The sequence below is a fragment of the Pseudomonas benzenivorans genome, from assembly GCF_033547155.1.
Taxonomy (GTDB): domain Bacteria; phylum Pseudomonadota; class Gammaproteobacteria; order Pseudomonadales; family Pseudomonadaceae; genus Aquipseudomonas; species Aquipseudomonas benzenivorans_B.
Map to the genome: position 1 here is coordinate 1,398,519 of NZ_CP137892.1, position 13,693 is coordinate 1,412,211.

The 13,693-nt window shown below is 67.3% G+C and carries 14 protein-coding genes; 12 read left to right on the top strand and 2 right to left on the bottom strand.

Translation table 11 applies throughout. From position 1 onward, the window contains the following. Nucleotides 1-67 precede the first annotated feature (67 nt). The 12 genes from SBP02_RS06445 (at nt 68) to SBP02_RS06500 (ending at nt 10,724) form a co-directional block, all read left to right on the top strand. The gene (locus SBP02_RS06445) at nt 68-766 is read left to right on the top strand and encodes an OmpA family protein (protein ID WP_318645567.1); all 699 of its coding nucleotides are present in this window, start codon (nt 68-70) and stop codon (nt 764-766) included. 47 nt (nt 767-813) lie between these two features. Beyond that, on the top strand, nt 814-1,464 hold the full coding sequence (gene pdxH / locus SBP02_RS06450) for a pyridoxamine 5'-phosphate oxidase (protein ID WP_318645568.1): 651 nt from the start codon (nt 814-816) through the stop codon (nt 1,462-1,464). Between the two features lie 120 nt (nt 1,465-1,584). Further along, nucleotides 1,585-2,049 carry an outer membrane lipoprotein gene (locus SBP02_RS06455; RefSeq protein WP_318645569.1) on the top strand — a complete coding sequence of 155 codons (465 nt, stop codon included), beginning with the start codon at nt 1,585-1,587 and terminating at the stop codon, nt 2,047-2,049. Between the two features lie 312 nt (nt 2,050-2,361). Continuing rightward, a complete protein-coding gene (locus SBP02_RS06460) occupies nt 2,362-5,154 on the top strand; it encodes a monovalent cation/H+ antiporter subunit A (RefSeq protein WP_318645570.1) in 2,793 nt (930 codons plus the stop codon). 1 nt (nt 5,155) lies between these two features. Further along, nucleotides 5,156-5,485: a Na+/H+ antiporter subunit C gene (locus SBP02_RS06465; RefSeq protein ID WP_318645571.1), complete on the top strand. Its 330-nt coding sequence runs from the start codon at nt 5,156-5,158 to the stop codon at nt 5,483-5,485. Further along, nucleotides 5,482-6,987, top strand: a complete 1,506-nt coding sequence (locus SBP02_RS06470; protein WP_318645572.1) for a monovalent cation/H+ antiporter subunit D — start codon at nt 5,482-5,484, stop codon at nt 6,985-6,987. The genes SBP02_RS06465 and SBP02_RS06470 overlap by 4 nt, the downstream gene beginning before the upstream one ends. Next, nucleotides 6,984-7,487: a Na+/H+ antiporter subunit E gene (locus SBP02_RS06475; RefSeq protein WP_318645573.1), complete on the top strand. Its 504-nt coding sequence runs from the start codon at nt 6,984-6,986 to the stop codon at nt 7,485-7,487. Before SBP02_RS06470 ends, SBP02_RS06475 begins: the two co-directional genes overlap by 4 nt. After that, the gene (locus tag SBP02_RS06480) at nt 7,472-7,741 is read left to right on the top strand and encodes a K+/H+ antiporter subunit F (protein WP_318645574.1); all 270 of its coding nucleotides are present in this window, start codon (nt 7,472-7,474) and stop codon (nt 7,739-7,741) included. Before SBP02_RS06475 ends, SBP02_RS06480 begins: the two co-directional genes overlap by 16 nt. Before the next feature lie 9 nt (nt 7,742-7,750). After that, nucleotides 7,751-8,083: a Na+/H+ antiporter subunit G gene (locus SBP02_RS06485; RefSeq protein ID WP_318645575.1), complete on the top strand. Its 333-nt coding sequence runs from the start codon at nt 7,751-7,753 to the stop codon at nt 8,081-8,083. A gap of 82 nt (nt 8,084-8,165) precedes the next feature. Then, nucleotides 8,166-9,071: a DMT family transporter gene (locus tag SBP02_RS06490; protein WP_318645576.1), complete on the top strand. Its 906-nt coding sequence runs from the start codon at nt 8,166-8,168 to the stop codon at nt 9,069-9,071. 13 nt (nt 9,072-9,084) lie between these two features. Further along, nucleotides 9,085-10,188 carry a PLP-dependent cysteine synthase family protein gene (locus SBP02_RS06495; protein ID WP_318645577.1) on the top strand — a complete coding sequence of 368 codons (1,104 nt, stop codon included), beginning with the start codon at nt 9,085-9,087 and terminating at the stop codon, nt 10,186-10,188. A gap of 2 nt (nt 10,189-10,190) precedes the next feature. Next, nucleotides 10,191-10,724 carry a GNAT family N-acetyltransferase gene (locus SBP02_RS06500; RefSeq protein ID WP_318645578.1) on the top strand — a complete coding sequence of 178 codons (534 nt, stop codon included), beginning with the start codon at nt 10,191-10,193 and terminating at the stop codon, nt 10,722-10,724. 225 nt (nt 10,725-10,949) lie between these two features. Here the strand turns inward: SBP02_RS06500 and SBP02_RS06505 are convergent, their stop codons facing one another. Further along, nucleotides 10,950-12,557 (bottom strand): NAD(P)/FAD-dependent oxidoreductase, encoded by a 1,608-nt coding sequence (locus SBP02_RS06505; RefSeq protein WP_318645579.1) that lies wholly within the window; start codon nt 12,555-12,557, stop codon nt 10,950-10,952. A gap of 105 nt (nt 12,558-12,662) precedes the next feature. After that, nucleotides 12,663-13,661: a type I glyceraldehyde-3-phosphate dehydrogenase gene (gene gap, locus SBP02_RS06510; protein WP_318645580.1), complete on the bottom strand. Its 999-nt coding sequence runs from the start codon at nt 13,659-13,661 to the stop codon at nt 12,663-12,665. Between the last annotated feature and the right edge of the window lie 32 nt (nt 13,662-13,693).

A 13,693-nucleotide genomic window follows, 5' to 3' on the forward strand; every position in this document is an offset into this window, starting at 1 on the left:
AGACTTTACTGACAATTAATATTGGCCTGCGGCCACTTTCCTTTTTGACCATTAGTGTGGATTACCGATGTTTGCCAAGAAAAACCTCGCGCTCGCCCTGTGTCTGCTGATGGCCGGTTGTGCCGGCTCGGAGAAGAAACCGCAGGCCCAGGCCGCCGCCGCGCCGACCCCGGCCCCGAAAGTCGCCCAGGCCTGGCTGGACGACTATGAACCGCGACTGCGCGAGGCGATCAAGGGCAGTCACTTCGAGCTGGAGCGGCGGGACAACCTGCTGGTGGTGACCGCGCCGGTGCAGGGCTCCTTCAACCCCGACCGCCCGCACATGCTGTTGCCCATCACGCTGGGACCGATCAGCCGCGTGGCCAAGCTGGTGGAGCACGACAAGAACGTCGCCGTGCTGGTGCTCGGGCATGCCGACAGCAGCGGCGCCGCGACTCTGAACCGCGAGCTGAGCCATGAGCGGGCCCGGGCCTTCACCGCGATCTTCCGTCTCAGCGGGCTGAAACAGGACCGTCTGCTGGTCAAGGGCCTGGGTTCGGATATGCCGCGGGCCGACAACGGCAGTGCCGCGGGCCGTGCCCTCAACCGTCGGGTGGAGATCCTGCTGACCCGCCAGGACAGTCTCAAGGCGCTGATCGCCCACTACAGCCAGCCGGCCACTATTCCGGCGGTCGCCCAGGCCAGCCCAACCGCCGGCTCGGCCAAGACGCCTAAGAGCAAGCCGGTGGCCGGCAAGCAGGTAGTGGCCGCCGAGCAAGCCAACTAGCATAAGGCCCGATAAACTAGGCGCTATTCGTTCTAGAGGGCTATGCCATGATCCAGACCCTGGCGGACATGCGCCGCGACTACACCCGTGATGGGCTCAGCGAGGCGCAGGCGCCGCTCGAGCCCTTCGCCCTGTTCCAGCAGTGGTTCGCCGATGCGGTGAAGACCGAGCAGTTGCCGGTCGAGCCCAACGTCATGACCCTGGCCACGGTCGATGCCGAGGGCCGCCCGCACTCCCGGGTGTTGTTGCTCAAGGGGCTGGATGCACGGGGTTTCACCTTCTTCAGCAACTACGACAGCGCCAAGGGCCAGCAGCTGGCCGCCCGGCCGTTCGCCGCCATGACCTTCTTCTGGCCGACCCTGGAGCGTCAGGTGCGCATCGAGGGTCGGGTCGAGCGGGTTAGCGCGCAGGAGTCCGATGCCTACTTCCAGGTGCGCCCTTTGGGCAGCCGTCTGGGCGCCTGGGCCTCGCCGCAGAGCCGGGTGATCGCCGATCGCGCCGAGCTGGAAGGCTTGCTGGCGCAGACCGAGCAGCGCTTTCTCGACCAGGCGCCCGAGTGCCCGCCGCACTGGGGCGGCTACCGCCTGCTGCCCGAGCGCGTCGAGTTCTGGCAGGGACGGGCCAGTCGCCTGCACGACCGCCTCAACTATCGCCTCGGGGAGGAGGGGAGCTGGCAGCGTGAGCGCCTGGCGCCCTGAGCGCAGTGCACGACGGCTTTGGGCTTAAGCTGCAGGGGTGGTTTCGGTTATTGTTGCCTTACCGCTGTGATGGCGCCCGACGGGCGCGGTCTAATGCAACGCAATCCAGGAGGTAAAGATATGCGTAAATCCACTCTGCTCATCGCCTCGTTTACCGCGATGGCTCTGGCGCTGGGCGGTTGCGCGTCCAGCCTGACCGGCGACACCTACTCCCGTGATGAGGCGCGTACTGTGCAGACCGTACGCATGGGCACCATCGAGTCGTTGCGTCCGGTGAAGATCGAGGGCACCAAGACGCCGATCGGCGCCGGTGCCGGTGCCGTGGTCGGCGGTGTGGCCGGTAGCGGCGTCGGCGGTGGCCGCGGCAGCGCCGTGGCGGCCGTGGTTGGCGCGGTGGCCGGCGGCTTGCTCGGCGCCGCGGCCGAGGAGGGCCTGACCCGCACCCAGGGCGTGGAGATCACCGTGCGTGAAGATGACGGCACCATGCGCGCCTATGTTCAGGAAGTCGAGGAGAACCAGATCTTCCGGGTAGGCGAGCGGGTACGGATCCTCAGTGTCAACGGCACCAGCCGCGTTTCCCACTGAGTGTCGAACGAGCCGGATCAGCCTGAGCTGATCCGGCTTTTTTGTGCGTGTTCGTCGATGCCGCTCGGCCGCTCGGTCGGCAGCTAGAGTCAAGAATGCTCAGGTTTCAGCTTTTCGTAATAATTCTATTCATGACGGCGCGCCGATAGATATGGATAATCCTGCGCCGACAAAGGTTCAGGCCATTTAGCAGGCGCGTTCCTGCTCATCGGAATGGGGTCAGGCCAGGGGGATCTCGTACCCATGGCTTCCCGTGGCTCGCTGACCGTCGGCCGTGCAGCGCCGGCGGGCTTGCAGAAGGGGTTTTAGAGTATGGCGCTTGCGCTGATTGTGGCCTTGCCGTTCCTGGGGGTGTTATTGCCTCTGTTCGCCGAGCGCCTGGGCCGTTCGGCCTGCGCGGTGGCGACCGGAGTGGCGCCGGCGCTGGCACTGGGGCTGTTGCTGAGCCAGCGCTCGGCGGTATTCGCCGGCGAACTGCTGCGGGTCAGGCTGGAGTGGCTGCCGGAGCTCGGCGTGAACCTCAGCCTGCGCCTGGATGGCCTGGCATTCCTGTTCGCCTTGCTGATCCTCGGTATCGGCTTGCTGGTGATCCTCTACGCCCGCTATTACCTGTCGAAAGACGAGCCGATGGGGCGCTTCTTCGCCTTCCTGCTGCTGTTCATGGGCGCCATGCTCGGCGTGGTGATGTCGGAAAACCTGCTGCTGATGCTGATGTTCTGGGAGCTGACCAGTCTGTCGTCGTTCCTCCTGATCGGCTTCTGGAGTTCCCGCTCGGATGCGCGCAAGGGCGCGCGCATGGCCCTGGCGATCACCGGCGGCGGTGGCCTGGCGCTGCTCGCCGGGATCCTGCTGATCGGCCATATCGCCGGCAGCTTCGAGCTGTCGCGGGTGCTGGCCAGCGGCTATGCGATCCGCGCCCACGAGCTGTACCCGCTGGCCCTGGTGCTGGTGCTGCTCGGGGTGTTCACCAAGTCCGCACAGTTCCCTTTCCACTTCTGGCTGCCCCATGCGATGGCGGCGCCCACCCCGGTGTCGGCCTACCTGCACTCGGCGACCATGGTCAAGGCCGGGGTGTTCCTGCTGGCGCGCCTGTACCCGGCGCTGGCCGGTTCCGAGTGGTGGTTCTACCTGGTCAGTATCACCGGCCTGACGACCCTGCTGGTCGGCGCGGGCATGGCGTTGTTCCAGCATGACCTCAAGGGCCTGCTGGCCTATTCGACCATCAGTCACCTGGGCCTGATCACCCTGCTGTTCGGCCTGGATACCCGTCTGGCGGCGGTGGCGGCGGTGTTCCACATCATCAACCACGCCACCTTCAAGGCCTCGCTGTTCATGGCCGCGGGGATCATCGATCACGAGACCGGCAGCCGCGACATGCGCCGCATCAACGGCATGTGGAAGTACATGCCGCACACGGCGATGCTGGCCATGGTGGCGGCCTCGGCGATGGCCGGGGTGCCGCTGCTCAACGGCTTCCTGAGCAAGGAGATGTTCTTCAGCGAGACCCTCAACCAGCACCTGCTCGGCAGCTTCAACTGGGTGATCCCGGCGGCGGCGACCCTGGCCGGGGTGTTCTCGGTGGCCTATTCGCTGCGCTTCATCCATGACGTGTTCTTCAACGGCGAGCCGATCAACCTGCCGAAGTACCCGCCCCACGAGCCGCCGCGCTATATGAAGGTGCCGGTGGAGATCCTGGTATTCCTCTGCCTGTTGGTCGGCATAGCCCCGGCCTACACCGTGGCGCCGCTGCTGGCCGCCGCCGCCTCGGCCAGCCTCGGTGGCGAGCTGCCGGAGTACAGCCTGGCGATCTGGCACGGCTTCAACCTGCCGCTGCTGATGAGCTTTATCGCCCTGTTCGGCGGCATCCTGGTCTATGCCTTCCGCCAGCCGCTGTTCCGCTGGTACGCCGGGCTGCCGAGTCTGGATGCGCGGCTGCTGTTCGAGCGCGGCGTGCAGCTGATGGTGCAGAGCTGCGTGAGCATCACCGGGCGCCTGGAGAGCGGCTCGCTGCAGCGCTACCTGGCCCTGTTGCTGGGCGCCGCGCTGATTGTGGTGACGCTCGGCCTCGGGCCGCTGCCGCAGGTCACCGGCTCGGTGGCCATGACCCCGATCGACGGCTTCAGTGCCCTGGGGCTGGGCATTCTCGCCGTGGCGGCGCTGGTCACGGTGATCTTCCACCGCCAGCGCCTGGTGTCGCTGCTGATGCTCAGCGTGGTCGGCCTGATGGTGGCCCTGTCGTTCGCCCGCTACTCGGCGCCGGACCTGGCCCTGACCCAGCTGTCGGTGGAGGTGGTGACCATCATCCTGCTGATGCTGGCGCTGTACTTCCTGCCGGAGCAGACCCGCGGCGAGTCGAGCAGCATCCGCGGCCTGCGCGACTTCGTCCTGGCGGTGGGCAGCGGGGTGATGGTGGCCATGCTGGTGTTCGCCGTGCTGACCCGGCCCTACGACAGCATCGCCGGTTTCTTCCTGGCCAACAGCGTCTCCGGTGGCGGCGGCAGTAACGTGGTCAACGTCATCCTGGTGGATTTCCGCGGCTTCGATACCCTGGGCGAGATCAGCGTGCTGGCCATCGCCGGGGTGGGCATCTACGCCATGCTCGACGGTCTGCGCCTGATCCAGCCGCGGGTCGATGCCGCCGGGCGCAGCTGGGCCCGTGACCGCCACCCGCTGATCCTCGCCACCCTGTCGCGGGTGCTGCTGCCGATGGCCCTGCTGATTTCGGTATTCATCTTCCTGCGCGGCCACAATCTGCCGGGCGGCGGCTTTATCGCCGGGCTGATCACCGCCGTGGCGCTGATCCTGCAGTACGTCGCCAACGGCGTGCAGTGGACCCAGTCGCGCCTGCCGCTGAACTACCACCGCATCGCCGGGGCCGGGGTGGCGATCGCCGGGCTGACCGGTCTGGGCAGCTGGGTGTTCGGCAAGCCGTTCCTGACCTCGGCCTTCGGCCATTTCCACATTCCGCTGGTGGGCGAGATCGAACTGGCCACGGCCATGCTGTTTGACCTGGGCGTGTACCTGACGGTAGTCGGTGCGACCCTGCTGATTCTCGCCAACCTGGGCAAGCTGACCCAGGAAAAGGCCGGACAAGAGGTACTCTGAGATGGAAGCACTGTTCGCCGGCACCCTCGGCATCCTCACCGCCAGCGGCGTCTACCTGTTGCTGCGGGCACGCAGCTTTCCGGTGGTGATGGGCCTGACCCTGATCTCCTACGCGGTCAACCTGTTCCTGTTCGCCATGGGCCGGCTGCAGAGCGGGGCGAGTACGGTGATCGGCAAGGGCAGCGCCTACGTCGACCCGCTGCCCCAGGCGCTGGTGCTCACCGCCATCGTCATCGGCTTCGCCATGACCGCCTTCGTGGTGGTGCTGGCGCTGCGCAGCGTCGGCGAATCGCAGAGCGACCATGTCGACGGCCGGGAGGCGGGTCGATGAACCATGCCCTGATCCTGCCGGTGCTGCTGCCGATGTTCGTCGGCAGCCTGCTGCTGTTCGGCGCGCGCCTGAGCATGCCGGTCAAGCGTTCGCTGTCCCTGTCCTCGGCGACGGTGCTGCTGCTGTTGAGCTTCCTGTTGCTGCAACAGGCCAGCCAGGGGGAGCTGCAGGTCTACGCCCTGGGGGCCTGGCAGGCGCCGTTCGGCATCGTCCTGTTGCTCGACCGCCTCAGTGCGCTGTTGCTCATGGTCACCGCCGTGCTGGCGCTGTTCGCGCTGCTCTACGCGCTGCGCGGCGACGACGAGCGCGGGCGCAACTTCCACGCGCTGTTCCAGTTTCAGTTGATGGGCATCAACGGCGCCTTCCTCACCGGCGATCTGTTCAACCTGTTCGTGTTCTTCGAGATCCTGCTGATCGCCTCCTACTCGCTGCTGTTGCATGGCGGCGGGGCGGAGCGGGTGCGTGCCGGGCTGCACTACGTGATCCTCAACCTGGTGGGGTCCTCGTTCTTCCTGATCGCCGTCGGCGTGCTGTACGGCGTCACCGGCACCCTGAACATGGCCGACATGGCCCAGCGGGTGGCCGCGGCCAATGCCGACCAGGCGCCGCTGCTGGGCGCCGCCGGTTTGCTGCTGCTGGTGGTGTTCGGCCTCAAGGCGGCCTTCCTGCCGCTGTATTTCTGGCTGCCCCAGGCCTACGCCTCGGCCTCGGCACCGGTGGCGGCGCTGTTCGCCATCATGACCAAGGTCGGCCTGTATTCGATTCTGCGGGTGTTCACGCTGATCTTCGGCGACGAGGCCGGCAGCCTGGCCAACATGGCCGAGGGCTGGCTCTGGCCGCTGGCGCTGCTGACGCTCGCGTGCGGGGTGATCGGCGCGCTGGCGGCCGGTAGCCTGCACGGCCTGCTGGCTTACCTGGTGATCGTCTCGGTCGGTACCCTGCTGACCGGCATCGCCCTGGGCACGCCCGAATCGCTGGCGGCCGCGCTGTTCTACCTGGTGCACAGCACCTGGATCAGCGGTGGCCTGTTCCTGGTCGCCGACCTGATCGCCCGTCAACGCGGGGAGAAGGCCACGACCCTGGTGCAGGGGCCGGAGCTGCAGAACCCCCACCTGCTCGGCGGCCTGTTTTTCGTCGGCGCCATCGCCGTGGCCGGTCTGCCGCCGTTCTCCGGGTTCTTCGGCAAGCTGCTGTTGCTGCGGGCGGTCGAGCCCGGTGCCCAGGCCCTGTTGCTGTGGTCGGTGGTGCTGGTGGGCGGGCTGGCCACGGTGATCGGCCTGAGTCGTGCCGGCAGCACCCTGTTCTGGCGCGTCGGCCTGCATCAGCTGGACAGCGCCGAGCTGGATCACGGTCGCCTGCTGGCTTGCGCCGGGCTGCTGGCGCTCAGCCCGCTGCTGGTCGGCCTGGCCGCGCCGCTGCTGGAATACAGCCAGGCCACGGTCAGCCAGCTGCATGATCTCTCGCTCTATCGTCAGGCCGTACTGGGTGGAGGTGCGCCATGAAGACCAGTCGCTGGTTGCCCCATCCGCTGCTGAGTCTGAGCCTGCTGCTGGTCTGGTTGCTGCTGGTCAACGACCTGAGCCTGGGCCACTGGCTGTTCGGCGCGCTGCTCGGCTGGCTGATCCCCCTGGTGACCCAGGTGTTCTGGATCAACCCGCCGCGTCTGCAGCGGCCATTGAAACTGTGCCTGTTCCTGCTGCGGGTGTTGGGCGACATCGTGGTCGCCAACCTGCAGGTGGCGGCGATGATCCTCGGCCCGAGCGGCAAGCTGCGCCCGGCCTTCGTCGAGATCCCGGTGCGCCTGGAGGACGAGCTGGCCCTGACCATGCTCGCCAGCGTCATCTCCCTGACCCCGGGCACGGTATCGGCCGACCTCAGCGACGACCGCAAGACCCTGCTGGTGCACAGCCTGGATGTCGCCGACGAGGCGGCCCTGGTGCACGAGATCAAGACCCGCTACGAGGCGCCGCTGCTGGAGGTATTCCCATGCTCGACTACGTGATCCCGCTCTGCCTGGCGATCATGGGCCTGGCCCTGATGCTGACCCTGGCGCGCCTGATCAAGGGCCCGGACATGCCCGATCGCATCCTCGCCCTGGACACCCTGTACATCAACGCCATCGCCCTGCTGGTGCTGTTCGGCGTCTGGTTGGGCTCCAAGCTGTATTTCGAGGCCGCCCTGCTGATCGCGGTAATGGGCTTCATCGGCACCGTGGCGGTGGCCAAGTACCTGCTGCGCGGCGACATCATCGAGTAAGGAGCCCCCATGAATTTCTGGATCGAAGCCCTGGTCGCCGTCTCACTGCTGCTCGGCAGCCTGTTCGCCCTGATCGGCGCCATCGGCCTGTACCGCCTGCCGGACTTCTTCATGCGCCTGCATGGGCCGACCAAGTCCACCACCCTGGGGGTCGGCGGCATGGTCATCGCTTCGCTGATCTACTTCGGCGTCCAGGGCGAGGGCATCAGCCTGCATGAGCTGTTGATCACCCTGTTCCTGTTCATCACCGCGCCGGTCAGCGCCCATATGCTGGCCAAGGCCGCGCTGCAGCAGAAGGTGCGCCTGAGCGAGCGCACCCACGGCAAGCCCTGGGAGCAGTAGGCGCGCACAGTTCGTGCGGTCGACTGTACCTGTGCAGGTCGCGCCGGCCTCTCTACACTCGGGTTTTGCTTCGAGGTAGGCGATGCGCGGGCAGGGTAGAGGGGCGGCAGTGGCATGCCTGGTGGTGGCGATGGCCCTGTGGGGCAGTTCCTTCATCGCCCTGAAACTGGCCTTCGCCGAGCTGCCGGCGCTGTGGGTGATCTTCGCCCGCATGGCTCTGGGCAGCGGGGTGTTCCTCCTCGCCTGGCGCTGGCGCGGGCGCCTGCTGTACCGCGCCGGCGACTGGAAATACCTGCTCGGCCTGGCCGCCTGCGAACCCTGCCTGTACTTCATCTTCGAGGCCCTGGCACTGCAGCACACCAGCGCCTCCCAGGCCGGCATGATCACCGCGCTGCTGCCCCTGCTGGTGGCCATGGGTGCCTTCGTCTTCCTGCGCGAGCGCATTGGTCGCACCACCCTGGCCGGCTTCCTCCTGGCCCTGGCCGGCGCGGTCTGGCTGAGCCTGGCCGGCAGTGCCGATGCCCATGCGCCGAACCCGCTCTTGGGCAACTTCTACGAGTTGCTCGCCATGCTCTGCGCCACCGGCTACACGCTGCTGCTCAAGCACCTGTCGGCGCGCTACTCGGCCTTTATCCTCACCGCGATGCAGGCCTTTATCGGCGCGCTGTTCTTCCTGCCGCTGGCGGCCTGGGACGCACCGGTGCCCCAGAGCATCAGTCCCCTGGGCATCGGCGCCTTGCTCTACCTGGGCGTGGTGGTCACCGTCGGCGCCTACGGCCTGTACAACTACGGGGTCAGCCGCCTGCCGGCCAGCCAGGCGTCCGGCTTCATCAACCTGATCCCGGTGTTCACCCTGGTGTTCGCCATGCTGCTGCTCGGCGAGCGGCTGAACACCGAGCAGCTGCTGGCGGCTACCCTGGTATTCGGCGGTGTGGCCCTGAGCCAATGGCGCAGCGCGCCGCCGGTCCCGGTCGGCGTGCTGGATTGAGGAGATACAACCCATGAGCGATTCGAGAAACTGGGCTCGCGAGGCGGTTCGCATCATCGAGGCGGATTTCCAGCGCAGCGCCGACACCCACCTGATCCCCCTGGAGTTGCCCGGCCTGCCCGGCACCGAGCTGTACTTCAAGGACGAATCCAGCCACCCCACCGGCAGTCTCAAACACCGCCTGGCCCGCTCGCTGTTCCTCTATGCCCTGTGCAACGGCTGGCTCAAGCCCGGTGCCCCGGTGATCGAGGCCTCCAGCGGTTCCACGGCCATTTCCGAGGCGTATTTCGCCCGCCTGTTGGGCCTGCCCTTTATCGCGGTGATGCCGGTCACCACCTCCAAGCAGAAGATCGCCCAGATCGCCTTCTACGGCGGCCAGAGCCACTTGGTGGACGATCCGACGCAGATCTACGCCGAATCCGAGCGCCTGGCCCGCGAGAGCGGCGGCCACTTCATGGATCAGTTCACCTACGCCGAGCGCGCCACCGACTGGCGCGCCAACAACAACATCGCCGAGTCGATCTTCCAGCAGCTGCGCAGCGAGCGTCATCCCGAACCGAGCTGGCTGGTCTCCAGCCCCGGCACCGGCGGCACCCTGGCCACCCTCGGTCGCTACGTGCGCTACCGCCAGCATGGCACTCGGGTGCTCTGCGCGGACGCCGAGCGCTCGGTGTTCTTCGACTACTACCGCACGGGGGACGCCAGCCTGCGCCTGGACTGCGGCTCGCGCATCGAGGGCATCGGCCGGCCCCGGGTCGAGGCGTCCTTCCTGCCCTCGGTGATCGACGCCATGTGCAAGGTACCGGACGCCCTGTCGCTGGCCGCCATGCACTACCTGGCCCGGCGCCTGGGCCGGCGTGTGGGGGGCTCCAGCGGCACCAACCTGATCGGCGCACTGCTGGTGGCTCGGCGAATGGTCGCCGCCGGCGAGTCCGGCTCGGTGGTGGCGATTCTCTGCGACGGTGGCGAGCGCTACGCCGGCACCTACTACGACCAGGCCTGGCTCGAGTCCCAGGGGTTCGTCCTGGAGCCGCTGATCGAGGCGGTGGCCGCCTGTGCCGAACGGGGCGCGCCCCTGCCGGATGACCTGCCCAGTGTCGGGCTCCAGGAGGCATGAACATGGTCGAGTTGGCGATTCGTCAGGCCGGGGAGAGGGATATAGACGCACTGTGCGCGCTGATCTTCGAACACGGCCCCAACCCCTGGAACCACCTGCCCGAGGCCGAGGTGCGCGCGCACCTGCAGGCCATCGAAGACGGCTCGGTGCAGGCCGTGCTGGTCGAAGGCGACAGCGGCGGCGAGCCCCTGGGCTTCGTCAGCTACCGGCTGACCCGGGATTTTGCCCGTTACCAACCCGAAGATCGCCGCGAGCAACTGCACGCCTACATCTGCGAGGCCGTGGTGCACCGCGCCGCCGCCGGCCAGGGCCTGGGCGCGCGTCTGCTGGGGGAGGCGGTACGGCGGCTGGCCGGGCAGGGCGTGGCGGATATCTATATCGACCGCCACGAGCAGAACGCCGCCTCGGCCGGGATGATGCGCAAGGCCGGCTTCGTCGAGCTGGAAACCTTCGCCGACCCGACCCGGCGGCCCAATGGCTCGGGGCGCACGACGGTCTGCTGTCTTCGACAGGGTCTCAGCATCGCTAATGGGTGAGCGGCGTCACCCCTGCCATTCGGTGCTTGCGCTGGCCCGGTAGCCAAAAAAGGGACGGACTCATTCTCACCCTGCCCATGAGAAATGGCGAACAGGCAAGGATCTATCTTCCCCCGACCGAGTCGTTGAAGTCTTTGCCGGTATGCTCCAGCGAAAAGGCCCATCAATCGATGGGCCTTTTCGCTCCGGTGTCGCGAGCAGGCTGCAGTCAACAGCCGGGCTGTCTCAGCAGAGCAGCATCTCTTGCACCACCGCCTCAGCCACCCGAATGCCGTCCACCCCCGCCGAGAGAATCCCCCCGGCATAACCGGCGCCCTCGCCGGCCGGGTACAGGCCCTTGAGGTTGAGGCTTTGCAGGTCATCGCCACGGGTGATGCGCAGGGGCGAGGAGGTGCGGGTCTCGATGCCGGTGAGCACCGCGTCATGCAGGTCGAAGCCCTTGATCTGCTTGGCGAAGGCCGGGATCGCCTCGCGGATGGCTTCGATGGCGAAGTCCGGCAGCGACGGCGCCAGGTCGCCGAGCTTGACCCCCGGCTTGTAGGAGGGCTCGACGCTGCCCCATTCGGTGGATGGCTTGCCGGCGATAAAGTCGCCGACCAGTTGGCCCGGCGCCTCGTAGCTGCGCCCGCCGAGTATGTAGGCCTGGGATTCCAGGCGCTCCTGCAACTCGACACCGGCCAGGGGGCCACCCGGGTAGTCCTGCTCCGGGGTGATGCCGACGACGATGCCGGCGTTGGCGTTGCGCTCGTTGCGCGAGTACTGGCTCATGCCGTTGGTCACCACGCGCTCCGGCTCGGAGGTGGCGGCGACCACGGTGCCGCCCGGGCACATGCAGAAGCTGTACACCGAGCGGCCGTTGCGGGCGTGGTGCACCAGCTTGTAGTCGGCGGCGCCGAGCTTGGGGTGGCCGGCGTACTTGCCCAGGCGGGCGCGGTCGATCAGCGACTGCGGGTGCTCGATGCGGAAGCCCACGGAGAATGGCTTGGCTTCCATGAAGACGCCACGGGCGTGGAGCATGCGGAAGGTGTCGCGGGAGCTGTGGCCGAGGGCGAGGATCACGTGGCGGCTTTCGATCTGTTCGCCGCTTTCCAGCACCACGCCCCGGAGCTGGCCATTGTCGATCAGCAGGTCGCTGACCCGCTGCTGGAAGCGCACCTCGCCGCCCAGGGCCTTGATCTCCTCGCGCATGGTGGCGACCACGCCGGTGAGGCGGAAGGTGCCGATGTGCGGCTTGCTGACGTAGAGGATCTCCTCCGGTGCGCCGGCCTTGACGAACTCCTGCAGCACCTTGCGCCCCAGGTGCTTGGGGTCCTTGATCTGGCTGTACAGCTTGCCGTCGGAGAAGGTGCCGGCGCCGCCCTCGCCGAACTGCACGTTGGACTCGGGGTCGAGCACCTTTTTGCGCCACAGACCCCAGGTGTCCTTGGTGCGCTGGCGCACTTCCTTGCCGCGCTCCAGCACGATGGGCCGCAGGCCGGCCTGGGCCAGGATCAGTGCGGCGAAGATGCCGCAGGGGCCGAAGCCGACCACGATGGGGCGTTCCTGCAGGGGCTGAGCAGCCTGGCCGACCGGCTTGTAGGCGGTGTCCGGGGCGGTGCCGATGTGCTTGTCGTCGCGGAACTTGGTCAGCAGCGCGGCCTCGTCACGCACGGCGAAGTCGAGGGTGTAGATGAACTGCAGCTCGCTGGATTTCTTGCGCGCGTCGTAGCTGCGCTTGAACAGGGTGAAATCGAGCAGTTCGTCGTCGGCGATGCCCAGGCGCTGGAGCAGGGCCGGGCGCAGGGCCTCTTCGGGGTGGTCGAGGGGCAGTTTCAGTTCGGTGATGCGCAGCATGGGCAATCCAGGATCGGGGCCGGAGGCAACCCGGCAACGTGGGGAAGGCGGCGATTATACCCGCGATTGCCGAACAGCCGGCGAAGTGGCGGCGCATGTCGGCGTTCAGGGTTTGAGCCAGGCCAGCAGCACATCCAGCATGCGGTTGGCGAAGGCCCACTCGTTGTCGTACCAGGCCAGCACCTTGACCAGCTCGCCCTGGACCCGGGTGTGGTTGAGGTCGACCACGCAGGACACCGGGTAGCCGCGAAAGTCGCTGGACACCAGGGGCAGTTCGTTGCATTCCATCACCCCGGCCGGCAGTTGCGCCGCGCCCTGCTCGAGGGCCCTGTTGATCGCCTCGCGGTCGCTCGGGTGCTCGGCGCTGAAGGTCAGGTCGAGCAGCGATACGCTGGCCGTCGGCACCCGCACCGAGAGACCGTCCAGGCGCCCGGCCAGCTCCGGCAGCACCAGGCCGATGGTCTTGGCCGCGCCGGTGCTGCTGGGAATCATCGACAGGGCCGCGGCGCGGGCGCGGTAGAGGTCGTGGTGGGGTTTGTCGAGCAGGTTCTGGTCGTTGGTGTAAGCGTGTACGGTGTTGACCAGGCCCTGGCGGATGCCCACGGCCTGGTGCAGCACCTGGGCCAGGGGGGCCAGGCAGTTGGTGGTGCAGGAGGCGTTGGAGACGATCTGCTGGCTGCCTAGCAGCTGCTGGTTGACGCCGTAGACCACGCTCAGGTCGGCACTCTCCAGCGGGTGGGCGAGCAGCACCCGCGGCGCGCCAGCGGTCAGGTGCTGCTCGACCTGGGCGCGCCGCTTGAAGTGCCCGGAGCACTCCAGCACCAGGTCGATGCCGAGCTTGTCCCAGGGCAGCTCCACCGCCTCCGGCTCACGCAGCAGGTGAATGGCCTGGCCGTTCACCTGCATCAGGTCGTCATGCAGGCCGACATGGCCGGGAAAGCGGCCGAAGGTCGAGTCGAAGCGGGTCAGATGCACCAGGGTGGCATGGTCACCCAGGTCGTTGATCGCCACCAGGTGAATGCGCTGCTCCAGCTTGCGCTCGAACAGGGCGCGCAGCACGGCGCGCCCGATGCGCCCGTAACCATTGATCGCCACTCGCAACATAGTCGCCTCCCGTCAGCCATATAGCCTTCAGC